This window comes from Pseudomonas sp. PD9R, assembly GCF_019200975.1.
GTDB lineage: Bacteria > Pseudomonadota > Gammaproteobacteria > Pseudomonadales > Pseudomonadaceae > Aquipseudomonas.
In genome coordinates, this window is record NZ_JAHTMR010000002.1 from 99,327 (window position 1) to 122,350 (window position 23,024).

Consider the following 23,024-nt stretch of genomic DNA (forward strand, 5'->3'; position numbering starts at 1 on the left):
AATGCTAAAGATGCACCGCAATGACAACCCCGCCACCTATTCGGGCCAAATAATCCCTGTCAGCTCACCGCAACCCCTGTGGGAGCGAGCCTGCTCGCGATAGCGCCAGCCCAGCCAAAATAAATGCTGAATCAGCTGCCACCCTCGCAAGCCACCCACACCCACAGGCCTCAAACACTAAGCTTCAGCCTTCGCCCCCGCCCGCTTAGACGCCAGCTCATTATCCCGATCCCGATTCAGAACCTTCACCGCATCATCCACCACGGCCTTACTCATCGCCGTCAGATAATGCGCGGCCCAGGCGTGGCGGTCGGTGTCTGTGGCGTAGGCGGCATCTTCGTTCAGTTTCTTGGCGAGAAACAGAAAGTCAGAAGCCATGGATAAGGCATCACCGAGGGGAACGCCGCGAGTGACGTGGAAGAGTGGTTGATCCGTGCAGTAGATGGCGGGTGTCAGGCCGATGGTTTTGAGTTCTGGTTGATCGGTCATTTGCCACCTCCGAGGACGGAGAGGCGGTCGGGGAGGGCGTTACGCGATTGGGAATTGCGTAGAGGGAAAAGCCAAATTTCGTACGGATTTTTTCTAGTCATGGTCAACATCCTTGATTTGAGGAGCTGCCACGAGCCTTCTCACGGGCTTGGGTGACAGCCGTGCGCGGGGTGAGAAACCGGCAATCAAGGCAACCGGTAGACCCGAAGGTCTCCCACGCACAGCCGCCATAAAGCCATATCGCAGACGAAAAAAAACGCCACGACAGGTTTTGGGGCGCTTTGCGCCTTGATTGTTGCGGGCTCTCACACCCGGTCGCTGAATTGGCAGCGACGGTGGGAGGGTATCGTGAGGACCATTTCCCTGCAACCTTCAAAAGCTCCGAGCCCAGATATTCCAGGATGGGAAAATTTAGGCTTTACTAATTTTTATGAGATATATGATATAAACGACGTATCGGAGTGATCTGAAGCTCTTGAGGGTAAAGTTCAGCCTGTCCTTTTTTAAATAGATAAAGTGTGGCTCTGAAAGTGATTTCTAATAGCGGATTCATAAGTGCTGGTAATTTGATGGGCTCCCATAATTAAGTCTTTCATGAAGAGATTGTAAAATTGGCTGCAAAAATAACTCCTCGCTTGATCGAACTCACTTATGAAGCGGTGCTCAAAGCGTTCTGGCGTCGTAAAGCATTACAAAAATTTCTACTCGCCTCCCATGTGGCAGAGCGGTTTGTAGAGTCATGGACTGCTGATGAGTCAAAGCGCGATTTACTTGATCGAATGTTTTTGAGGTTACAAGCGACTGATCGTGGGAAGGCAGTTATTTTTCAGATTGCACGAAATATTTCAGAGAAAACGACATTTCCCGATTTGCAGAATTGGGAGGATTCGGATAAAAAAATTCAGGAGGCTCACAAGTCAGTTCAAGAGCTAAAAACATACCTATACGTGCAAGACGAAAAAATAAAGACTGAAAGTGAACGACAAGAGTTTCAAGAGCGTGCCCGCGCAGAGCGCCAAAGTATTCAAAAAACATTGACGGATAGGGCGAGGTTGCAGCAGCAACTTGATGAGATGCATGCCATAGTAGGAAGCCAGGATGGAGGGTACAAATTTGAGCATTGGTTTTATGAAATGCTTGATTATTGCGAGGTCTCTAGTCGTAGGCCTTACAAAACTGACGGTAGGCAGATTGATGGCTCGCTGACCCATGAAGGGACTACTTATTTGGTTGAGTTGAAGTTTACCAAATCTCAATCGGATGCTACAGATATTGACTCGTTGAAAGCCAAGGTTAATAAGATGGCCGATAATACGATGGGAATTATGGTGTCCATATCGGGCTACAGTAGCGTTGCTATTGCAGATGCGTCTGGTAGTAAAACGACTTTGCTTTTGTTGGACGCAAGTCACCTTTATCTGTTTCTCTCTGGAGGGATGTCGTTCGCTGAGATAGTATCAAGAGTGAGAAGGCATGCATCTCAAACTGGCCAAGCATATCTTCCCGTAGTTCACTTTCATGGCTGAAAAATATCAAATGGTACTGTTGCTGAGTTTTGGTCTAGCGAATAAAGCGACTGGATATAAGTTGTAAATAAACTATCTAGTCGTAATGTTTTATATGGTGGGTAGTGTGAGCGAGAATCTAGGATAAGATTGATAAATTTTATTCGAGAGCCCGCAAAATATTCAGCGAGTTTTTGCTTGCATGCTAACGATAGCCATCAAGAAGATCACGGATTCCATTTTTTTCAAAGAAATTGGCTTTGTCGAATGGTTTGAGAATTGGCCAGTTCGTGTGAATTTTTGCAATGCATATAAGATAGATTACTGGGACTGGCGTAAGTTTTGTAGCAAGACTTACATAATGATCCTTCTTTCCTTCCGGAGCGCTTTCATTTATGAATCCAAAAGCAGTGGAAAACGATTTTATAGTGCTGTAGATAATGTCGCCGTGCAATAGTTCCAGGTCTTCGATTATGTCCTCAGGTTTCTCTCCATGTTCTTTGCGTAAGCTGAATATGTTTTCTATGAAGTAAAAAGTTTTGGATCCGTAATGGTCGTCTTTTCTGTCGCTTAATTTTGAATTTTTGCAATCTTCCAAGCATAAATTTATTAGGTTGAAAAAAGAACTTTCGAATATTTGTGTTCTTATCAATAACCCTTGGTCTTTTACTGTTTGTTTGGCCTCTTCGGCGCTTTGTTCGGCAGCCTGAGTTGCTTTTCTTTGTAGTGATAGCGTTTCAATAAGTAGGATGGTGGATATAAATGTTAAAATCGGATTAATATTTCCGCCAATAAAGTCGCCTAATGTTCCAAGTGACCCTGCGTTTATTTCTTCTTTGGCGAAGTAGAAGTATATAAAATACAGTGCGCCAAGCAGTGTGGATATTAATATTGCGATATCGCGCTTCATCTTGCAGGTATGACACTATGTAAGATGAAGAATTTTGTGCTGCCGTCGTTAATCGTTACGCGTGTTACTTCAGCAATTACGGGTTTGAAAACTTCCGCAGCAACTCCTTGCAGGCTATCGATAAGTGCGCGCTTTACTACTTTGGATAGTTTTGTGTCAGGAATGAAGCTGTATGATTCTTCATCGATATCGGTAATGAGCCTGCCTGTACCAGTCCTCGCGTTGAAACGGCTGATTCCTACTACGAGTTGCTCGCGTGCGGGGCTAACAATTTCCTCTTCAAGATATTCTAATGATCTTTTATTGAAAGTAGCGATTTGTGTCTGAGCAGCAAATAGAGTCACCTTGTACCCTTGCTGCTTAACAGGGGCATGAACCTCCTTCAATGAAGGGAATAATCGGTGTGTGATATCCTCGCTAAAGTACATTTTATCGAATGTTTTTTTAGAGCCTCGTCGAGTTAACTCGGTAGGCGTGCCAATAGCTTCGTGGATAGAATGCTTCAACAGTTCGATGTAGCTCTTTGGTGTGATGGTGACGATTTTGCTAATGGTTTTAGGGTTGGTGAACGTGATTTTAAATCTTTGTTTGAATGAACCTTCGAAACTGGACTTGAAAGTGCTTTTAAAGCCTTTTGCGGCGTTTGTTTTGGATATGTATTTCTCATTAACGATGCCGTGAGTAGCAATTACGATTGTTTCGGCGACTCCTTGCAGGGAACGGGAACCATAATACATGTCGAGGCCATCAAACTTTTTCTCATCAGAGTCGTACAGTATCGAGAAATCGAATTCCATTTCTGCTAGATCCTAGTTTTTATGCATTTTAGTGTGTAGTGGCAGGACGCTACCGTTCTTCGGGCGATATGTCTAGCCCATCAAGCCAAGATGAATGCAGGGGAGGAGGGTCACTTTTTTTGGTGCGACAAAGCAAGCGTCTACGTTGCTCGTCTCTTAGGGTACTAGCTATCGCCCTAGAAGCGTCAATGCATGAAAAGGTGACAGATTCATTTTCGCCAATACTCGTCGTCCAGGCGCGGTCCCTGGACGAGTGTTCCCCTCTTCGGGCAGCGTTATTACTCACTGAATATCTTTCAAGTAATCCCTAAGCGCAATTAGCGGCGCATCTAGTTCTTCCATCGTCCGCGCATTGCTGAAATCAGTAGACAACCTATGCAGTTCACGCCCTAGCGGCGTGTCGACACCGCCTATAGCACCCAGCACCAAACCTACACAGTGCGCCACTCTAAACTGAATACCCTCAACATCCCCCCGACGCACCAGCAACCCAAACACCTCCCGCTCATAGTCACTCATGATCGGATCATCCCGCAGAATCGGACTTTCTCCTTCCCGCTCATAAACCAGCTTGAGGGCGAAAAGGGCAACGGTTTCCAGTGGCAATTCCATTGTGTGAATCCTTGATTCGTTAGCGAGCGGTTTGGGGCTGTAGCACCGAAAAGACAAAATCAAAAGATCGCAGCCTTCGGCAGCTCCTACGCGGTTGTGGGGCTTGGTCACTTTTCTACAGACGAAAAAAAAGGCCTTGCAAAGCAAGACCTTTCTTAATTTTGGTGCCCCGAGGGAGACTCGAACTCCCACTTCTTGCGAAAACGGATTTTGAATCCGCCGCGTCTACCAATTCCGCCATCAGGGCTCAATGGCCGCGGAGTATAGAGAGGTGATAACCTTCGGTCAATCAGGTACATGGAGAATTTTTGATATTTCCGCTAGACTTCCCGGCCCTGCTAGACGAACCCCATCATGCGCGTTGCTGACTTTACTTTTGAACTCCCTGATTCGCTGATCGCTCGCCACCCTTTGGCCGAGCGTCGCGGTAGTCGCCTGTTGACCCTTGATGGGGTCAGCGGCGCTCTGGCTCACCGTCAATTCACTGATTTGCTCGAGCATTTGCGCCCGGGCGATTTGATGGTGTTCAACAATACTCGGGTGATTCCGGCGCGGCTGTTTGGCCAGAAGGCTTCCGGCGGCAAGCTGGAAATCCTGGTGGAGCGGGTGCTCGACAGTCATCGCGTGCTGGCCCATGTGCGTTCCAGCAAATCGCCCAAGCCTGGTTCGATGATTTTGATCGACGGCGGTGGCGAGGCCGAGATGCTGGCGCGCCATGACGCGTTGTTCGAACTGGGGTTTGCCGAAGAAGTGTTGCCGCTGCTCGACCGCGTCGGGCACATGCCGTTGCCTCCTTATATAGACCGCCCGGATGAAGGCTCGGACCGCGAGCGTTATCAGACGGTATACGCCGAGCGCCTGGGCGCGGTGGCGGCGCCAACAGCGGGGCTGCATTTCGATCAGCCGCTGCTGGAGGCGATTGCCGCCAAGGGCGTCGAAACCGCGTTCGTGACCTTGCACGTCGGCGCGGGCACGTTCCAACCGGTGCGCGTCGAGAAACTCGAAGACCATCACATGCACACTGAATGGCTGGAAGTCGGCCAGGACGTGGTGGATGCCGTCGCAGCCTGTCGCGCTCGCGGTGGGCGAGTGGTGGCTGTGGGGACCACCAGCGTGCGTTCACTGGAAAGTGCTGCGCGCGATGGCGTGCTCAAGCCGTTCAGTGGCGACACTGACATTTTCATCTTCCCGGGCCGGCCGTTTCATGTGGTCGATGCCCTGGTCACCAACTTTCATTTGCCTGAATCCACGCTGTTGATGCTGGTTTCGGCGTTCGCCGGTTATCCCGAAACCATGGCCGCCTACAAGGCCGCCGTCGACAACGGTTACCGCTTTTTCAGCTACGGTGATGCGATGTTCATCACACGTAATCCTGCGCCGACTGCCCCTAAAGAATCGGGCCCAGAGGAAACAGTATGAGTCGCACCTGTCGTATGTCTTTCGAGCTGCTTGCCACTGATGGCAAGGCTCGTCGCGGTCGTTTGACCTTCCCGCGCGGTACCGTCGAGACCCCGGCTTTCATGCCGGTGGGCACGTACGGCACGGTCAAGGGCATGCTGCCACGGGATATCGTCGCCACTGGCGCGGAAATCATTCTGGGCAACACTTTCCACTTGTGGCTGCGTCCTGGCACCGAAGTGATCAAGAAGCACGGCGACCTGCACGATTTCATGCAGTGGAAAGGCCCGATCCTGACCGACTCCGGCGGTTTCCAGGTGTTCAGCCTGGGCGCGATGCGCAAGATCAAGGAGGAGGGCGTGACTTTCGCTTCTCCGGTTGATGGCGCCAAGGTGTTCATGGGCCCGGAAGAGTCGATGCAGGTCCAGCGAGACCTCGGCTCCGACATCGTGATGATTTTCGACGAATGCACGCCGTACCCGGCTGACGAAGACGTTGCCCGCATTTCCATGGAGTTGTCGCTGCGTTGGGCCCAGCGCTCGAAAAACGCCCATGGCGAGAATACGGCGGCGCTGTTCGGCATCGTTCAGGGCGGCATGCACCAGGACCTGCGCATGCGTTCCCTGGAAGGCCTCGACAAGATCGGCTTCGATGGCCTGGCCATCGGCGGCCTGTCGGTGGGCGAGCCCAAGCACGAAATGATCAAGGTGCTGGATTACCTGCCGGGCATGATGCCGGCTGACAAACCTCGTTACCTTATGGGCGTTGGCAAACCGGAAGACTTGGTTGAGGGTGTGCGCCGCGGTGTGGACATGTTCGATTGCGTGATGCCAACCCGTAATGCCCGCAATGGGCATCTGTTCATTGATACCGGCGTGCTGAAGATCCGTAACGCGTTCCATCGCCATGATGATTCGCCGCTCGATCCGACCTGCGATTGCTACACCTGCCAGAACTTCTCCCGCGCTTATCTGCATCACCTGGACAAGTGCGGCGAAATGCTGGGAAGCATGCTCAATACCATCCATAACTTGCGTCATTATCAAGTGCTTATGGCTGGTTTGCGTGAGGCTATTCAACAGGGTACATTGGCCGCCTTTGTCGATGCCTTCTACGCCAAACGCGGGTTACCTGTTCCGCCTTTGGACTGAGTTTTCTGACCCCAAGATTCAACATTTGCAACTGGAGTGCTAAATGAGCTTTTTTATCTCTAATGCCATGGCTGACGCTGCTGCACCTGCTGCTGCCGGCCCAATGGGTGGCGGTTTTGAGTGGATTTTCCTGGTCGGCTTCCTGGTCATCTTCTACCTGATGATCTGGCGTCCACAGGCCAAGCGCGCCAAAGAGCAGAAGAACCTGCTGGGTAGCCTGCAAAAAGGCGACGAAGTTGTGACCACCGGTGGTATCGCCGGCAAGATCACTAAAGTGGCCGACGATTTCGTCGTTCTGGAAGTTTCCGACACCGTCGAAATGAAATTCCAGAAAGGTGCCATTGCCGCCACGCTGCCAAAAGGCACGCTGAAAGCGATCTAAGTTTCAACTTCTACTCAATCGACGGGGCGCGCAAGGCGCCCCGCGTCATAAGCGGGCGGCGTGATGCTGAACAAATACCCTCTGTGGAAATACATTCTGATCCTGGCGGTGCTGGCGGTCGGTCTGATTTATTCCGCTCCCAATCTATATCCTGATGACCCGGCTATTCAGGTCAGCGGTGCAAGCACTGCGCTGTTGGTCAATCAGGCTGATCTGGATCGTGTGAGCACAGCGCTCCATGAATCCGGGATCAACGTCAAGGCAGCCACGCTGTCGGCCAATGGCAAGGGCGGTCTGATTCGCCTGACCAAGGCTGAAGACCAGTTGCCAGCCAAAGACGTTGTGCGCAAGGCGTTGGGTGACGACTACGTCGTTGCGCTGAACCTGGCACAAACCACTCCGCAATGGCTGCGCAGCCTGGGCGCGCACCCGATGAAGCTGGGTCTGGACTTGTCCGGTGGTGTGCACTTCCTGCTGGAAGTGGACATGGACAAAGCCCTCGACGCACGCCTGAAAGTCTACGAAGGCGACGTCAAGAGCCTGTTGCGTAAAGAGAAGCTGCGCTATCGCAGCCTGCCGCAACTGGGCGGTGCCATTCAGCTGGGCTTCACTGATGAAGCAACCCGCGAAACTGCCCGTGCACTGATCCGCAAGAACTTCAACGATTTCGACATTGTTCCGGCCGACCTCAATGGCCAACCGGTACTGCGTCTGGCGATGACCCCGGCTCGGCTGGCGGAAATCCGTGAATACTCCATCAAGCAGAACTTGACCACGGTACGTAACCGCGTCAACGAACTGGGTGTTGCCGAACCGATCGTTCAGCGTCAGGGCGCCAACCGCATCGTGGTTGAGCTGCCAGGCGTGCAGGACACCGCAGAAGCCAAGCGTATCCTCGGCAAGACGGCCAACCTTGAGTTCCGTCTGGCCGCTGAGCCAGGTGCTTCGAAAGCCACTTCCGAAACTTTCGAGTTCCGTGAAGGCAAGCGTCCGCCAGCACAGATCGAGCGTGGCCTGATCATCACCGGTGACCAGGTCACCAACGCCAAGGCTGGCTTCGGCGAGCACGGCACGCCAGAAGTGAACATCCATCTGGATGGTCACGGCGGCGAACTGATGAGTCGTGCGACGCGCAGCAACGTTGGTCGCAGCATGGCGGTGATCTTCATCGAGCAGCGTCCTGTCACCACCTACACCAAACAATTGGTCGACGGTGTCGAGAAAGACGTCGCGGTTCAAACGTTCAAAGAAGAGAAGAAGATCATCAGCCTGGCGACCATCCAGTCGCCGCTGGGTGCTCAGTTCCGCATCACTGGCCTGAACGGCCAGGGCGAGTCGTCCGAACTGGCGCTGCTGCTGCGTGCCGGTGGTCTGGCTGCACCAATGTACTTCGCTGAAGAGCGCACCATTGGCCCAAGCCTGGGTGCCGACAACATCACCAAAGGTATCGATGCATCGCTGTGGGGCATGCTGTTCGTCTCGCTGTTCATCATCGCCATCTACCGCTTCTTCGGCATCATCGCCACCGTCGCGCTGGCGGTGAACATGGTGCTGCTGCTGGCCCTGATGTCGCTGCTGGGTGCAACGCTGACCCTGCCGGGTATCGCCGGTATCGTATTGACCATGGGTATGGCGGTCGACGCCAACGTCCTGATCTTCTCGCGGATTCGTGAAGAGATCGCTGCGGGCATGACCGTACAACGGGCAATCAACGAAGGCTTCGGTCGGGCATTCACCGCGATTCTCGACGCCAACCTGACAACACTGTTGGTCGGCGGGATTCTCTTTGCAATGGGCACCGGCCCGGTCAAAGGCTTTGCAGTGACCATGTCCCTCGGGATCTTTACCTCGATGTTCACGGCCATCATGGTGACCCGCGCGATGGTCAACCTGATCTTCGGCGGTCGTGACTTCAAGAAGTTGTGGATTTAAGGGGCTGCCATGTTACGTACAATCAACTTCATGGGCGTTCGCAACTTTGCGTTCGGCGTCACATTGTTCCTTACCGCGCTGGCCATTTTCAGCGTCTTCCACAAGGGCATGAACTGGGGCCTGGACTTCACCGGCGGTACGCTCATCGAGCTGACCTACGAGCGTCCGGCCGACGTCACCAAGGTACGTGAGCAACTGGTTACGGCTGGTTATCACGAAGCCATCGTGCAGAACTTCGGTGCAACAACCGATCTGCTGGTGCGTATGCCTGGCGAAGACCCGCAACTGGGTCACCAGGTGGCTGACGCGTTGCAGAAGGTCGGCGGCGACAACCCGGCCAGCGTCAAACGTGTCGAGTTCGTGGGCCCGCAGGTCGGTGAAGAACTGCGCGACCAGGGCGGCCTCGGCATGCTGATGGCGCTGGGCGGTATCCTGATCTACCTGGCGTTCCGCTTTCAGTGGAAGTTCGCGGTTGGCGCCATTGTTTCGCTGATCCACGACGTGATCGTGACCATCGGTATCCTGTCGTTCTTCCAGATCACCTTCGACCTGACGGTGCTGGCGGCGGTGCTGGCGATCATCGGTTACTCGCTCAACGACACCATCGTGGTATTCGACCGGGTTCGTGAGAACTTCCGGGTACTGCGCAAGGCCAGCCTGATCGAGAACATCAACATCTCGACTACGCAAACCCTGCTGCGGACCATGGCCACGTCGATCTCCACGTTGCTGGCGATCTCGGCACTGCTGTTCTTCGGTGGCGACAACCTGTTCGGCTTCTCCATTGCGCTGTTTATCGGTGTGCTGGCGGGTACTTACTCGTCGATCTACATCGCTAACGTGGTGCTGATCTGGCTGAACCTGAGCACCGAGGATCTGATTCCTCCTGCTAACACTGAAAAGGAAGTCGACGACCGTCCATAACGGCCATCGTTTTTCCAGTGGTCAGAAGAAAGGCGCGAGTTTTGAACTCGCGCCTTTTTTTGTGCTCCAAGGCTGGGAGAAGCGCGGGCATGTCCCGCATGTGATGGTCAGGAGGTTCATGTGAACAAGTCGATGCTGGTTGGTGCGGTACTGGGTGCTGTCGGTGTGACTGCCGGGGGTGCTGTGGCCACCTACAGCCTGGTTAAAAAAAGCGGTCCTGAGTTTGCTCAGGTGCTAGCTGTTGAGCCGGTCAAGACGCAAATCAAGACTCCACGTGAAGTGTGCAAGGATGTAGCGGTTACCCGGCAAGCGCCGGTGAAAGATCAGCATCAGATCGCCGGTACGGTGGTAGGTGCATTGGCAGGCGGCCTGCTGGGTAACCAGATCGGCGGCGGCACCGGCAAGAAGATTGCCACGGTCGCAGGCGCTGTCGGTGGCGGTTACGCCGGTAACAAGGTTCAGGAGGGCATGCAGGAGCGTGACACCTACACCACGACGCAAACCCGTTGTAATACGGTGAATGACATCAGTGACAAGGTCGTGGGTTATGACGTGCGGTACTCGCTGGATGGCAAAGAGGGGAAAGTGCGAATGGATCGCGATCCTGGTAACCAGATTCCTGTCGACAAGGAAGGTAAGTTGATTTTGTCGCAGGCTCAGTCGGGTCAGTGATCTGCTGAAATCAGGTTAAAAAAGAAGCACCCTGCGGGGTGCTTTTTTGTGTGCGGTGATTTATGCGCCACCGCAATTCCCTGTAGGAGCGAGCCTGCTCGCGATGGTCGTCATCGATGACGCTGCGAGTCTGATGCCCCGCGGCGCTCTCGGGTTTTTCGCGAGCGGGCTCGCTCCTACAGAGATTTCAGTGTTTTCTGGATTGAATTCCAGGCATAAAAAAGCACCCCGAAGGGTGCTTTCTCTGTCGCTGGAAGCTTAGCGCTTCAGCGAGGCTGGCAGGTGCGGCTGGATCGCCGTCAGTACTGCCTTGAAGCATTTGGTGTTGCCAGCAACGATGTGGCCTTTTTCAAGGAAGTCGTGACCGCCGGTGAAGTCGCTCACCAGGCCACCTGCTTCTTGAATCAGCAGGGCGCCAGCAGCCATGTCCCACTCGGACAGGCCCGACTCCCAGAAGGCGTCGAAACGGCCGGCGGCCACATAGGCCAGATCCAGGCTCGCCGAGCCAGCGCGGCGGATGCCGGCGGTCTGGCCAACCAGGGCGCGGAACATGCCCAGGTAGTTGTCGAGGTTGTCCATCTGGTCGTCACGGAACGGGAAGCCGGTACCCAGCAGGGCGCCGTCCAGGCTGGTGCGACCGCTTACACGCAGGCGACGACCGTTCAGTTGGGCGCCGCGACCACGGCTGGCGGTGAATTCTTCCTGGCGAACCGGGTCCAGAACTACAGCGTGTTCCAGGCGACCGCGGTATTTGCAGGCGATGCTGACAGCGAAGTGAGGAATGCCGCGCAGGAAGTTGGTAGTGCCGTCCAGCGGATCGATGATCCACAGGTACTCTTCGCCTTCGATGCCGGTGCCGGCGTGCAGGCCAGTCTCTTCACCGCGGATCGAGTGATTCGGATAAGCCTTGCGCAGGGCGTCGATAATTTTCTGTTCGGCGGCGCGATCCACCTCGGAAACGTAATCCTTGGCGTCTTTTTCGTCGACCTTGATGGTATCCAGGCGCTCGATGGAGCGGAAGATCAATTCACTGGCGCTGCGGGCGGCGCGCAGCGCGATATTCAGCATGGGCTGCATGGATGTGTCACCTAAGGTTGTTAAAGAAAGCCGAGCATTCTATCAGAAAGTTTCTACAGGTGAAGGACGACGTTCGCTTTCATAGCTTAACGGTAGGCAGCGCTGTAAGATTCTGCTCCCGATTATTGTGTTCGAGAGCGCCTCCCTTGCTGCAAAACATTCGTGTCGTCTTGGTCAATACCAGCCATCCGGGCAATATCGGCGGGGCTGCTCGTGCCATGAAGAACATGGGCCTGTCGCGGCTGGTGCTGGTTGAACCTCGATTGTTCCCGCATCACGAGGCCGACGCCCGTGCCTCCGGTGCCGGTGACATCCTTGAAAAAGCGCAAGTCGTCGCCACCTTGGAAGATGCCTTGGTCGGCTGCAATCTGGTGCTCGGCACCAGCGCCCGCGACCGGCGCATTCCCTGGCCACTGCTCGATCCGCGCGAATGCGGCACGAAAGTGGTCGAGGAAGCGGCGTCTGGCGCTGAGATTGCGCTGGTGTTTGGTCGTGAAGATTCCGGCCTGACCAATGAAGAGCTGCAGCGATGTCATTATCACGTGCACATCCCATCAGACCCTGAGTTCAGTTCGCTGAACCTTGGGGCGGCGGTGCAGGTGTTGAGTTATGAAGTGCGCATGTCCTGGCTGGCGTCCGAAGGTCGGCCAAGCAAGGTCGAGAAGGAAGAAGTGGCATCCGTCAAAAGCGCTGAGCTGGCGACCATGGATGAGCTGGAGCGATTCTATGAGCACCTGGAGCAAACCCTGGTGGCCATTGAGTTCCTCGATCCGGAAAAGCCACGGCACTTGATGGCGCGCCTGCGCCGGTTGTACGGACGCAGCTTGGTCAGCCGGGCGGAAATGAATATATTGCGTGGCATCCTCACGGAAACCCAAAAAGCGGCCCGTGGTGAGCTCCTTAAGCGGAAGGATTAATGATGTTCGAGCGTTTGCGTGAAGATATCCAGAGCGTATTCCACCGAGACCCGGCGGCGCGTAACGCTTTTGAAGTCCTGACCTGCTACCCCGGCATGCATGCCATCTGGATCCATCGTTTATCGGCGATGCTGTGGCGGGCGGATCTGAAATGGCTGGCGCGACTGGTGTCGAACTTTGGTCGCTGGTTAACCGGAATCGAGATCCACCCGGGAGCCAAGGTCGGTCGCCGCTTCTTTATTGACCACGGAATGGGCATTGTCATTGGTGAAACCGCTGAGATCGGCGACGACGTGACGATTTATCAGGGCGTGACCCTCGGTGGTACCAGCTGGAATAAAGGCAAGCGCCACCCAACGCTGGGTGATGGTGTTGTTGTCGGTGCCGGTGCCAAGGTGCTTGGGCCATTCACTGTTGGTGCGGGTGCCAAGGTTGGCTCTAACGCCGTGGTGACTAAAGAGGTTCCGCCGGGTGCCACGGTGGTGGGTATTCCGGGACGAATCATCGTCAAGCCCGACGAAGAGCAGGACGCCAAGCGCAAGGCCATGGCCGAGAAAATCGGTTTCGACGCGTACGGTGTAACTGAAGACATGCCCGATCCGGTGGCGCGTGCCATTAATCAGTTGCTTGACCATCTGCAAGCGGTCGACGGTCGTTTGGAGGGTATGTGCGGGGCGCTGAAGGATCTGGGTAGCAGCTACTGCGCCAAGGATCTACCCGAACTGCGCGAAGAAGACTTCGCCTGCGTAAAAGACAAAGACGAAACCAGGGCCGGCTAAGCCCCTGTAGGAGCTGCCGAAGGCTGCGAGCTTTTGATTCTTTTTTTAAGATCGACGTCAAAAGATCGCAGCCTTCGGCAGCTCCTACAGGGTTCGTATTCAGATTTGGCGGTTCGCCGCAGGTCGCTTTCAGGCAATGGCACTGCGCTCGCCGGTGTGCCATTCAGCCGCAGACCCTGCTATGATGCGCCCGCTCTTTTGCGGGTAAACCTGACTAAAGTACTAGGTCTTATAGTTGACTTAAATACTCGGGAATTGCATACTCGCCCCATTCCGAACTCCGTGGTAATTGTCCATGCGACTGACTACAAAAGGCCGATACGCCGTGACCGCCATGCTCGACTTGGCGTTGCATGCGCAGCACGGGCCCGTGTCCCTGGCCGATATCTCCGAGCGCCAAGGCATCTCCCTGTCCTACCTCGAGCAGCTTTTTGCCAAATTGCGCCGCAGCAATCTGGTGTCCAGCGTTCGTGGTCCAGGCGGCGGCTACCAGCTGTCACGCGACATGCAAGGTATCCAGGTCGCCCAGGTGATCGATGCGGTAAACGAATCGGTCGATGCCACCAAATGCCAGGGCCAGGGTGATTGCCATCAAGGCGACACTTGCCTGACCCACCACTTGTGGTGCGACCTGAGCTTGCAGATCCACGAATTTCTGAGCGGTATCAGCTTGGCTGACCTTGTGACTCGCCGTGAGGTACAAGAAGTAGCCCAGCGTCAGGATCAACGCCGTTGCAACAGCAAGGCGCCACGCCTGGACAAGATTGAAGCGTCCGCCGTCGAATGACAGCCAAAGAGCTAACGGCGCGCCAGCCAGCCTGATTTAGGAGATAGTCCATGAAATTGCCGATTTACCTTGATTACTCTGCGACTACCCCGGTTGATCCGCGTGTCGCGCAAAAGATGAGTGAATGCCTGCTGGTCGACGGAAACTTCGGTAACCCGGCGTCCCGTTCCCACGTGTTTGGCTGGAAAGCTGAAGAGTCCGTCGAAAACGCCCGTCGTCAGGTGGCCGACCTGGTCAATGCCGACCCTCGCGAAATCGTCTGGACCTCCGGTGCCACCGAATCCGACAACCTGGCAATCAAGGGTGCGGCGCATTTCTACTCCACCAAAGGCAAGCACCTGATCACCACCAAGATTGAGCACAAGGCTGTCCTCGACACCATGCGCCAACTGGAGCGTGAAGGTTTCGAAGTCACCTACATCGAGCCTCGTACCGATGGCCTGGTGACGCCTGAAATGATCGAAGCTGAACTGCGTGATGACACCATCCTGGTTTCGGTCATGCACGTGAACAACGAAATCGGCACCATCAACGATATCGCCGCCATCGGCGAACTGCTTCGTTCGAAGGGCATCCTGTTCCACGTCGACGCTGCTCAGTCCACCGGCAAGGTCGAGATCGACTTGCAGAAGCTGAAAGTCGACCTGATGTCGTTCTCCGCTCACAAAACCTACGGCCCTAAAGGCATCGGCGCGCTGTACGTGAGCCGCAAGCCGCGTGTTCGCATCGAAGCGACCATGCACGGCGGTGGTCATGAGCGCGGCATGCGTTCCGGCACCCTGGCGACCCACCAGATCGTCGGCATCGGCGAAGCCTTTCGTGTGGCCAAGGAAGACATGGCTGCCGAAAACGTGCGCATCAAAGCCCTGAGCGATCGTTTCTACAAGCAGGTCGAGCATCTGGAAGAGTTGTACATCAACGGCAGCATGACCGCCCGCGTTCCGCACAACCTGAACCTGAGCTTCAACTACGTTGAAGGCGAGTCGCTGATCATGGCGCTCAAGGATCTGGCGGTTTCGTCCGGTTCGGCCTGCACCTCGGCTTCGCTGGAGCCTTCGTACGTATTGCGCGCCCTGGGTCGCAACGACGAACTGGCACACAGCTCGATCCGCTTCACCTTCGGCCGCTTCACCACCGAAGAAGAAATCGACTACGCCGCGCAGAAAGTCTGCGAGGCCGTTACCAAGCTGCGCGCTCTGTCGCCGCTGTGGGACATGTACAAAGACGGTGTCGACATTTCGAAAATCGAGTGGGCGGCACACTGATTTCAAGTCGCCGCGAACCGGCCCTGTGAACTTCGGTTCCGGGGCTTAAAGAGCGACTCTCTGATGAGTGAGGATTAAGCATCATGGCTTACAGCGAAAAGGTCATCGACCACTACGAAAACCCGCGCAACGTCGGCAAGATGGACGCGGAAGATCCTGATGTCGGCACTGGCATGGTCGGCGCGCCGGCGTGCGGCGACGTTATGCGTCTGCAAATCAAGGTCAACGACGCCGGCATCATCGAAGATGCCAAGTTCAAGACCTACGGCTGCGGTTCGGCTATCGCGTCCAGCTCCCTCGCCACCGAGTGGATGAAGGGCAAGACCCTGGACGAAGCGGAAACCATCAAGAACACCCAGCTGGCTGAAGAACTGGCTCTGCCGCCAGTGAAAATTCACTGCTCCGTGCTCGCTGAAGACGCTATCAAAGCGGCCGTTCGCGACTACAAGCAGAAGAAAGGCTTGATCTAAGCATTTGGCGACGAGTAAGGAGTCAACGATGGCTATCAGCATGACAGAAGCGGCGGCCAAGCACGTACGACGCTCCCTTGATGGGCGCGGCAAAGGTGAGGGGATTCGCCTGGGTGTTCGCACCACGGGCTGTTCCGGCCTTGCCTACGTGCTGGAGTTTGTCGACGAGGTAGTTGCTGAGGATCAGGTGTTCGAGAGTCACGGCGAGAAAGTGATCATCGACCCGAAAAGCCTCTCCTACCTGGACGGCACCGAACTCGACTTCGTCAAGGAAGGGTTGAACGAAGGCTTCAAGTTCAACAACCCCAACGTGCGCGGTGAGTGTGGCTGCGGCGAAAGCTTCAACATCTGAGGCTGCTCGTGGGTACTCCTTGTCATTTCGCTTTATTTGAGCTGCAACCGAGTTTCAATCTGGACCTCGATCAGCTGGCTACGCGCTACCGTGAGTTGGCGCGCAGTGTTCATCCGGACCGCTTTGCAGACGCTTCCGAGCGCGAGCAGCGGCTGGCGCTAGAGCAATCCGCGAGCCTCAACGAGGCCTACCAGACGCTCAAAAGTCCACCCAAGCGCGCGCGTTATTTGCTCGCCTTGAACGGTGGTGAGCTGCCGCTGGAGGTCACGGTGCATGATCCAGAGTTTCTTCTGCAGCAGATGGAGTTGCGCGAGGAGCTTGAAGACTTGCAGGACAGCGCCGACCTTGGCGGCGTCGCCGTGTTCAAGCGCCGCCTGAAGGCTGCCCAGGATGAACTGAACCAAAGCTTCGCAGCTTGCTGGAACGATGCCGCGCACCGCGAACAGGCCGAACGCCTGATGCGGCGCATGCAGTTCCTCGATAAGCTCACCTACGAAGTGCGCCAGTTAGAAGAGCGCCTCGACGATTAACCCAGTGCCGCTCCGGTCGCACGCCTGATATACAGATAAGTCCTGATAACGATGGCCCTACTGCAGATCGCCGAACCCGGCCAAAGTCCTCAACCGCACCAGCGTCGTCTGGCTGTGGGGATCGACTTGGGCACTACCAATTCGCTGGTCGCTGCGTTGCGCAGTGGTCTTTCCGAGCCTCTGGCTGACGCGCAAGGGCAAGTCATTTTGCCGTCCGCCGTGCGCTATCACGCTGATCGTGTGGAGGTTGGCGAGTCGGCCAAGCTGGCTGCCGCCACCGATCCTTTGAATACTGTGCTGTCAGTCAAGCGCTTGATGGGTCGTGGTCTGTCCGACGTCAAGCAGCTGGGCGAGCAACTGCCGTACCGCTTTGTCGGTGGCGAGTCGCACATGCCGTTCATCGAGACGATCCAGGGCCCGAAAAGCCCGGTCGAAGTCTCCGCCGATATCCTCAAGGTACTGCGTCAGCGTGCCGAAGCGACATTGGGTGGCGAACTGGTGGGTGCGGTGATCACTGTTCCGGCCTATTTCGACGACGCTCAGCGTCAAGCCACCAAGGATGCGGCCAAGCTGGCCGGTCTGAATGTGCTGCGTTTGCTCAATGAGCCAACCGCCGCCGCGGTGGCCTATGGTCTGGATCAACACGCTGAAGGCCTGGTCGCTATTTACGATCTCGGCGGCGGTACTTTCGATATTTCGATTCTGCGTCTGACGGGTGGTGTCTTTGAAGTCCTGGCCACCGGCGGCGACAGCGCGCTGGGCGGCGATGACTTCGACCACGCAATCGCTGGCTGGATTATCGAGAGCGCCGGCCTGTCCGCTGATCTCGATCCGGGTACGCAACGTCATCTGCTGCAAACCGCTTGTGCGGCCAAGGAAGCGTTGACCAATGCCGCAGTCGTCGAAGTCGCTTATGGCGAGTGGAAAGCCCAACTGACCCGCGAAGCCTTCAATGCGCTGATCGAGCCGATGGTTGCCCGCAGCCTGAAAGCATGCCGCCGCGCCGTTCGCGATTCCGGTGTTGAACTGGAAGAAGTGCATGCCGTCGTCATGGTTGGCGGTTCGACTCGTGTTCCTCGTGTTCGCGAAGCTGTCGCTGAATCCTTTGGTCGTGAACCGCTGACTGAAATCGATCCGGATCAAGTGGTGGCCATCGGTGCCGCGATCCAGGCCGATACCTTGGCTGGCAATAAGCGAGACGGCGACGAATTGTTGCTGCTGGACGTGATTCCGTTGTCCCTGGGCCTGGAAACCATGGGCGGACTGATGGAGAAGGTGATTCCGCGCAACACCACCATTCCCGTCGCCCGCGCTCAGGACTTCACCACTTACAAAGATGGCCAGTCGGCCATGGCGATCCATGTTCTACAGGGTGAGCGTGAGCTGATCAGTGATTGTCGCTCCCTGGCGCGCTTCGAATTGCGCGGCATTCCGGCGATGGTTGCCGGTGCAGCGAAGATTCGCGTGACCTTCCAGGTCGATGCCGATGGTCTGCTCAGTGTTTCGGCCCGTGAACTGGGTTCAGGTGTTGAAGCCAGTATCCAGGTCAAGCCGTCCTACGGTCTGACCGACGGCGAAATCGCCCGGATGCTCAAGGATTCGTTCCAGCATGCCAACGATGACAAGGTCGCCCGTGTTCTGCGTGAGCAGCAGGTCGACGCCGAGCGCCTGATCGAAGCTGTGCAAGCGGCTCTGGAGGTCGACGGTGAGCGTCTGCTCGATGCCGATGAGCGCATGGTTATCGACTTGCAGGTGCAGGAACTGACCGAACTGATGAAAGGTACCGATGGTTACGCCATCGAGCAGCAGACCAAGCGTCTGTCGCAAGTGACCGATGCCTTTGCTGCTCGCCGCCTGGACTCGACGGTGAAAGCCGCGCTGGCGGGGCGCAACCTGAATGAGATTGAGGAATAACGATGCCGCAGGTCATTTTTCTGCCACACGAAAAGTTTTGCCCGGACGGCATGGTCGTGGAGGCTGAGACCGGTACGTCCATCCTCGAACTGGCTCATGAGCACCATATCGAAATGGAAAGTGCTTGTGGCGGCGTTTGCGCCTGCACCACTTGTCACTGCCTGATTCGCGAAGGGTTCGACTCGCTGGAGGACGCCGACGAGCTGGAAGAAGACTACCTTGATAAGGCTTGGGGGCTGGAAGCCCAGTCGCGCCTGGCCTGTCAGGCAAAAGTCGGGACTGAAGACCTGACCGTCGAGATTCCGAAATACTCGCTCAACCACGCAGCCGAAGCGCCGCACTGATTCAAGGAACTGTCATGAGTCTCAAGTGGACTGATGTGCTGGAAATCGCGATCCAGCTGACTGAGAGCAAACCCGACGTTGACCCTATGTCGGTCAACTTCGTCGATCTGCGCAGATGGGTGATGGAATTGCCCGAGTTCGACGACAAGCCTGAGCATTGTGGCGAGAAGATCCTGGAGGCCATTCAGGCCCATTGGATCGAAGAACGCGAGTAGGAGCTGGCGAGCGAAGCGAGGCTGCGATCTTTTCCAGTTCCAGCTGAGTGTCAAGGGCAGGAACAGGGTCAAAGGACCGTAGCCTGCGGTAGCTCCTACAGAGGTCGCGACCTTACACAGTTAGGCAATACCCAAGAACCCGCGTATAATTCGCGGGTTTAATTTTTCACAAATTACCGTTTCTGGAGTTACACCATGGCTGTTCAACGTACTTTCTCCATCATCAAGCCTGACGCTGTTGCAAAAAACGTTATCGGCGAGATCACCACTCGTTTCGAAAAAGCTGGCCTGCGCGTTGTAGCTTCGAAACTGAAGCAACTGTCCAAAGCTGAAGCTGAAGGCTTCTACGCTGAGCACAGCGCTCGTGGTTTCTTCGGCGACCTGGTTGCTTTCATGATCTCCGGTCCGGTTGTCGTTCAGGTTCTGGAAGGCGAAAACGCTATCGCTCTGAACCGTGAGCTGATGGGCGCTACCAACCCTAAAGAAGCTGCTGCCGGCACCATCCGTGCTGACTTTGCTGATTCCATCGACGCCAACGCTGTACACGGTTCGGACTCCGAAGCCGCTGCTGCTCGCGAAATCTCGTACTTCTTCGCAGCTACTGAAGTAACCACTCGCTAAGCATTGGCTTAAGAGTGAAGGTGAATCCATGACTACATCGACTGTTAAAACTAACCTGCTGGGTCTGACTCAGCTGGAAATGGAAAAATTCTTCGACTCAATCGGGGAGAAGCGTTTCCGTGCCGGTCAGGTAATGAAATGGATTCACCACCTTGGCGTCGATGATTTCGACGCCATGACGAACGTCAGCAAGGCCCTGCGCGACAAGCTCAAGGTTATTGCCGAAGTTCGCGGTCCCGAGGTTGTCAGCGAGGACATCTCCACCGACGGTACCCGTAAATGGGTGGTGCGCGTGGCGTCCGGCAGCTGCGTCGAGACCGTGTACATTCCCCAGGGCAAACGCGGCACGTTGTGCGTTTCGTCCCAGGCAGGCTGTGCCCTGGATTGCAGTTTCTGCTCCACCGGCAAGCAAGGTTTCAACAGCAACCTCACCGCCGCCGAAGTCATCGGCCAGGTGTGGATTGCCAATAAATCGTTCGGCAGCATCCCGGCGACCGCCGACCGTGCCATCACCAACGTGGTGATGATGGGCATGGGTGAGCCGCTGCTGAACTTCGACAACGTCGTGGCCGCCATGCACCTGATGATGGATGACCTGGGCTACGGGATTTCCAAGCGCCGCGTGACCCTGTCCACTTCGGGCGTGGTGCCGATGATCGATGAGCTGTCCAAGCACATCGACGTTTCCCTGGCGTTGTCCCTGCACGCACCGAATGACGCATTGCGTAACCAATTGGTGCCGATCAACAGGAAGTATCCGCTTAAGATGCTCCTCGAGTCGTGCCAGCGCTACATGTCGTCCCTGGGCGAAAAGCGCGTGCTGACCATCGAGTACACCTTGCTCAAAGACATCAATGACAAGGTCGAGCACGCGGTCGAGATGATCGAACTGCTCAAGAACATTCCGTGCAAGATCAACCTGATTCCGTTTAACCCGTTCCCGCATTCCGGGTACGAGCGGCCAAGCAATAATGCCATTCGTCGGTTCCAGGATCAGCTTCATCATGCCGGTTTCAACGTCACTGTCCGCACCACCCGTGGTGAAGATATCGACGCCGCCTGTGGTCAATTGGTAGGGCAGGTGCTGGATCGCACCCGTCGCAGCGAACGTTATATCGCCGTGCGTGAATTGAACGCCGACAGCGATATGGCGCAGAACGCCGCGAACAAGTAACCAAGAGAGGATCTCTATGTCCCTGCGCTTCGCGCTGCTTTTGCTGTTGGCCAGCCTGTGTGCTGGCTGCGTTCTTTCGGGCGATTACAATCCGATGAAAACCAGCAAGGGCCGTGACGAAGCGCGTGAGGCGTACGTGCAGTTGGGGATCGGTTATTTGCAGCAGGGCATGACCGAGCGTGCAAAAGTACCGTTGAAAAAGGCGCTGGAACTGGATGGCGCTGATCCGGACGCCAATGCGGCGCTGGCGCTGGTGTTCCAGGCCGAAATGGAGCCGGAACTGGCAGACCAGCATTTTCGCAAGGCGTTGTCCTCCCGCCCCGGCGATGCGCGAATCCTCAACAACTACGGCAGTTTTCTTTTCGAGCAGAAACGTTACAAGGAAGCTTACGAGCGCTTCGAACAAGCCGCCGCCGATACCCTGTATCCTGAGCGTTCGCGAGTGTTCGAGAACTTGGGCATGACCGCTTCGATGCTCGGTCAACGCGATCTGGCGCAACAGCAACTGGAAAAAGCCTTGCGTTTGAATCGCCAACAACCACGTGCATTGCTGGAAATGGCTGAGTTGTCTTACGAAGACAGGCATTATGTGCCCGCGCGAGACTATTACGATCGTTTTAGCCTGCTGGCCGAGCAAAATGCACGTAGTCTATTGCTCGGCGTTCGACTGGCAAAAGTGTTTGAAGATCGCGACAAGGCTGCAAGTGCGGGCCTGCAATTAAAACGACTCTATCCCGGTACACCGGAATATCAGCAATACCTGTCGGAGCAATGATGAAAGCGGCGCATCCTGAAGTTGTAGCAGCGAATCGCGTTAACCCGGGTGAGACCTTGCGCCAGGCCCGCGAAAACAATGGCTGGACGCTGGCCGAAGTGGCCCTCAAGCTCAATCTCACCGTCAATTCCTTGAGTAATCTGGAAGCCGGTGCTTTCGACAAGCTGCCTGGGCACACCTTTGCTCGCGGCTATATTCGCGCTTACGCCAAATTGCTTGGCATGGACCAGGCCGTTCTGGTCCAGCAGTTCGATCAATCCACCGGCACCGATTCCCAGGGCAGCAGCGTTCACAGCCTGGGTCGAATCGAAGAACCTGTGCGGGTTTCCCATACCATCTTGCGAATTGTCAGCCTGTTGTTGCTGATCGCCGTGATTGGTGGCGGTTTTGTCTGGTGGCAGGATCAAACCTCGCAGCGCACTAAAGACCTGATCAGCCTGAGCCCGGAGCACGTCGAAGTCGAAGGCGCCGACGGCAAAACCCAGATCCATCCGCTGGATGAGCCGGAAGACCAGGCAGTTGCCGAAGGTCAGGTTGAAAATTCGACCGCGCTTGAATTGCCGCAAACAGAAAAATCGGCTGAAGCGCTGGCAGAAGGTCAATCGACGGCTCCGGTAGTGGCTCCGACCGCGCCAGCGCCAGTTGTTCCGGCACATAGCACTGCTTCAGTTGTCGCAACTCCGGCCGCGCCTGCAGCGTCGGCCCCAACTGCTCCTGTCGTACCGGCGCCCACCATGGCCGCGCCAATTGCTGCGAGCGTTCCAGCGCCAGCCGCTGCTCCGGTCGCCGGCCAAGGTCAGGTACAACTGCAATTTACAGCCGATTGCTGGACGCAAGTGACCGATGGCACCGGCAAGGTGTTGTTGAGTGGTCTCAAGCGTAAAGGCGATAGCGTTTCCGTCAGCGGCAAGCCGCCATTTGCCGTACGCCTGGGCTTCGCCCGTGGCGCGCAGATCAGCTACAACGGTCAGGCGGTTGATGTTGCTCCGTTCACCAGTGGCGAGACTGCTCGCCTGAAGTTGGGTCAATAAG

General features: G+C 55.8%; 26 protein-coding genes and 1 tRNA gene. 21 read left to right on the forward strand and 6 right to left on the reverse strand.

What is annotated here, in order from left to right; translation table 11 throughout:
* Nucleotides 1-177 precede the first annotated feature (177 nt).
* Nucleotides 178-489 carry a DUF3077 domain-containing protein gene (locus KUF73_RS04955; RefSeq protein ID WP_218436956.1) on the reverse strand — a complete coding sequence of 104 codons (312 nt, stop codon included), beginning with the start codon at nt 487-489 and terminating at the stop codon, nt 178-180.
* Between the two features lie 611 nt (nt 490-1,100).
* On the opposite strand from KUF73_RS04955, the gene KUF73_RS04960 reads away from it, so the two are divergent.
* Entirely contained in the window at nt 1,101-2,015 is a 915-nt protein-coding gene (locus KUF73_RS04960) for a hypothetical protein (protein WP_256345398.1), read from the forward strand.
* Between the two features lie 184 nt (nt 2,016-2,199).
* Here KUF73_RS04960 and KUF73_RS04965 read toward each other — a convergent pair whose 3' ends face one another.
* The 4 genes from KUF73_RS04965 to KUF73_RS04980 form a co-directional block, all read right to left on the reverse strand.
* Nucleotides 2,200-2,904 carry a hypothetical protein gene (locus tag KUF73_RS04965; RefSeq protein WP_218436957.1) on the reverse strand — a complete coding sequence of 235 codons (705 nt, stop codon included), beginning with the start codon at nt 2,902-2,904 and terminating at the stop codon, nt 2,200-2,202.
* Nucleotides 2,901-3,701, reverse strand: coding sequence for a hypothetical protein (locus KUF73_RS04970; RefSeq protein ID WP_218436958.1), 801 nt, complete (start codon nt 3,699-3,701; stop codon nt 2,901-2,903). Before KUF73_RS04970 ends, KUF73_RS04965 begins: the two co-directional genes overlap by 4 nt.
* A gap of 282 nt (nt 3,702-3,983) precedes the next feature.
* Nucleotides 3,984-4,313: a hypothetical protein gene (locus tag KUF73_RS04975; protein WP_218436959.1), complete on the reverse strand. Its 330-nt coding sequence runs from the start codon at nt 4,311-4,313 to the stop codon at nt 3,984-3,986.
* A gap of 162 nt (nt 4,314-4,475) precedes the next feature.
* Nucleotides 4,476-4,560 (reverse strand) — tRNA-Leu (locus KUF73_RS04980).
* A gap of 107 nt (nt 4,561-4,667) precedes the next feature.
* Between KUF73_RS04980 and queA the strand changes: the two genes are divergently transcribed.
* The 6 genes from queA (at nt 4,668) to KUF73_RS05010 (ending at nt 10,772) form a co-directional block, all read left to right on the forward strand.
* On the forward strand, nt 4,668-5,732 hold the full coding sequence (queA, locus tag KUF73_RS04985) for a tRNA preQ1(34) S-adenosylmethionine ribosyltransferase-isomerase QueA (protein WP_218436960.1): 1,065 nt from the start codon (nt 4,668-4,670) through the stop codon (nt 5,730-5,732).
* A 14-nt stretch (nt 5,733-5,746) separates the two neighbouring features.
* Nucleotides 5,747-6,862, forward strand: a complete 1,116-nt coding sequence (gene tgt, locus KUF73_RS04990) for a tRNA guanosine(34) transglycosylase Tgt (RefSeq protein WP_218437434.1) — start codon at nt 5,747-5,749, stop codon at nt 6,860-6,862.
* Nucleotides 6,863-6,905: 43 nt separating this feature from the next.
* Nucleotides 6,906-7,244, forward strand: a complete 339-nt coding sequence (gene yajC / locus KUF73_RS04995) for a preprotein translocase subunit YajC (RefSeq protein ID WP_003185175.1) — start codon at nt 6,906-6,908, stop codon at nt 7,242-7,244.
* A 63-nt stretch (nt 7,245-7,307) separates the two neighbouring features.
* Complete coding sequence (gene secD, locus KUF73_RS05000; RefSeq protein WP_218436961.1) at nt 7,308-9,176, forward strand: protein translocase subunit SecD; 1,869 nt, start codon at nt 7,308-7,310, stop codon at nt 9,174-9,176.
* Between the two features lie 9 nt (nt 9,177-9,185).
* Complete coding sequence (gene secF, locus KUF73_RS05005) at nt 9,186-10,100, forward strand: protein translocase subunit SecF (protein ID WP_218436962.1); 915 nt, start codon at nt 9,186-9,188, stop codon at nt 10,098-10,100.
* Between the two features lie 120 nt (nt 10,101-10,220).
* The gene (locus KUF73_RS05010; RefSeq protein ID WP_218436963.1) at nt 10,221-10,772 is read left to right on the forward strand and encodes a glycine zipper 2TM domain-containing protein; all 552 of its coding nucleotides are present in this window, start codon (nt 10,221-10,223) and stop codon (nt 10,770-10,772) included.
* Nucleotides 10,773-11,030: 258 nt separating this feature from the next.
* Here the strand turns inward: KUF73_RS05010 and suhB are convergent, their stop codons facing one another.
* Nucleotides 11,031-11,849, reverse strand: a complete 819-nt coding sequence (gene suhB, locus KUF73_RS05015) for an inositol-phosphate phosphatase (RefSeq protein WP_016984379.1) — start codon at nt 11,847-11,849, stop codon at nt 11,031-11,033.
* Nucleotides 11,850-11,995: 146 nt separating this feature from the next.
* Between suhB and trmJ the strand changes: the two genes are divergently transcribed.
* The 14 genes from trmJ (at nt 11,996) to KUF73_RS05085 (ending at nt 23,023) form a co-directional block, all read left to right on the forward strand.
* The gene (trmJ, locus tag KUF73_RS05020; RefSeq protein WP_218436964.1) at nt 11,996-12,766 is read left to right on the forward strand and encodes a tRNA (cytosine(32)/uridine(32)-2'-O)-methyltransferase TrmJ; all 771 of its coding nucleotides are present in this window, start codon (nt 11,996-11,998) and stop codon (nt 12,764-12,766) included.
* 2 nt (nt 12,767-12,768) lie between these two features.
* Nucleotides 12,769-13,545 carry a serine O-acetyltransferase gene (gene cysE / locus KUF73_RS05025; protein ID WP_218436965.1) on the forward strand — a complete coding sequence of 259 codons (777 nt, stop codon included), beginning with the start codon at nt 12,769-12,771 and terminating at the stop codon, nt 13,543-13,545.
* 295 nt (nt 13,546-13,840) lie between these two features.
* Nucleotides 13,841-14,332: a Fe-S cluster assembly transcriptional regulator IscR gene (gene iscR / locus KUF73_RS05030; protein ID WP_007903581.1), complete on the forward strand. Its 492-nt coding sequence runs from the start codon at nt 13,841-13,843 to the stop codon at nt 14,330-14,332.
* 50 nt (nt 14,333-14,382) lie between these two features.
* On the forward strand, nt 14,383-15,597 hold the full coding sequence (locus KUF73_RS05035; protein WP_218436966.1) for an IscS subfamily cysteine desulfurase: 1,215 nt from the start codon (nt 14,383-14,385) through the stop codon (nt 15,595-15,597).
* Between the two features lie 83 nt (nt 15,598-15,680).
* A complete protein-coding gene (gene iscU / locus KUF73_RS05040; RefSeq protein ID WP_007974006.1) occupies nt 15,681-16,067 on the forward strand; it encodes a Fe-S cluster assembly scaffold IscU in 387 nt (128 codons plus the stop codon).
* A gap of 28 nt (nt 16,068-16,095) precedes the next feature.
* Entirely contained in the window at nt 16,096-16,419 is a 324-nt protein-coding gene (gene iscA, locus KUF73_RS05045) for an iron-sulfur cluster assembly protein IscA (RefSeq protein ID WP_218436967.1), read from the forward strand.
* An 8-nt stretch (nt 16,420-16,427) separates the two neighbouring features.
* Nucleotides 16,428-16,949, forward strand: coding sequence for a co-chaperone HscB (gene hscB, locus KUF73_RS05050; RefSeq protein WP_218436968.1), 522 nt, complete (start codon nt 16,428-16,430; stop codon nt 16,947-16,949).
* A gap of 51 nt (nt 16,950-17,000) precedes the next feature.
* Nucleotides 17,001-18,863 (forward strand): Fe-S protein assembly chaperone HscA, encoded by a 1,863-nt coding sequence (gene hscA, locus KUF73_RS05055; RefSeq protein WP_218436969.1) that lies wholly within the window; start codon nt 17,001-17,003, stop codon nt 18,861-18,863.
* A 2-nt stretch (nt 18,864-18,865) separates the two neighbouring features.
* Nucleotides 18,866-19,207 carry an ISC system 2Fe-2S type ferredoxin gene (fdx, locus tag KUF73_RS05060; protein ID WP_218436970.1) on the forward strand — a complete coding sequence of 114 codons (342 nt, stop codon included), beginning with the start codon at nt 18,866-18,868 and terminating at the stop codon, nt 19,205-19,207.
* Nucleotides 19,208-19,221: 14 nt separating this feature from the next.
* On the forward strand, nt 19,222-19,422 hold the full coding sequence (gene iscX / locus KUF73_RS05065) for a Fe-S cluster assembly protein IscX (RefSeq protein ID WP_218436971.1): 201 nt from the start codon (nt 19,222-19,224) through the stop codon (nt 19,420-19,422).
* 195 nt (nt 19,423-19,617) lie between these two features.
* Entirely contained in the window at nt 19,618-20,043 is a 426-nt protein-coding gene (gene ndk / locus KUF73_RS05070; protein ID WP_007916882.1) for a nucleoside-diphosphate kinase, read from the forward strand.
* Between the two features lie 28 nt (nt 20,044-20,071).
* Entirely contained in the window at nt 20,072-21,217 is a 1,146-nt protein-coding gene (gene rlmN, locus KUF73_RS05075) for a 23S rRNA (adenine(2503)-C(2))-methyltransferase RlmN (RefSeq protein ID WP_218436972.1), read from the forward strand.
* A 16-nt stretch (nt 21,218-21,233) separates the two neighbouring features.
* Nucleotides 21,234-21,992: a type IV pilus biogenesis/stability protein PilW gene (gene pilW, locus KUF73_RS05080; protein ID WP_218436973.1), complete on the forward strand. Its 759-nt coding sequence runs from the start codon at nt 21,234-21,236 to the stop codon at nt 21,990-21,992.
* Nucleotides 21,992-23,023 (forward strand): RodZ family helix-turn-helix domain-containing protein, encoded by a 1,032-nt coding sequence (locus tag KUF73_RS05085; protein WP_218436974.1) that lies wholly within the window; start codon nt 21,992-21,994, stop codon nt 23,021-23,023. The genes pilW and KUF73_RS05085 overlap by 1 nt, the downstream gene beginning before the upstream one ends.
* Nucleotide 23,024 lies beyond the last annotated feature (1 nt).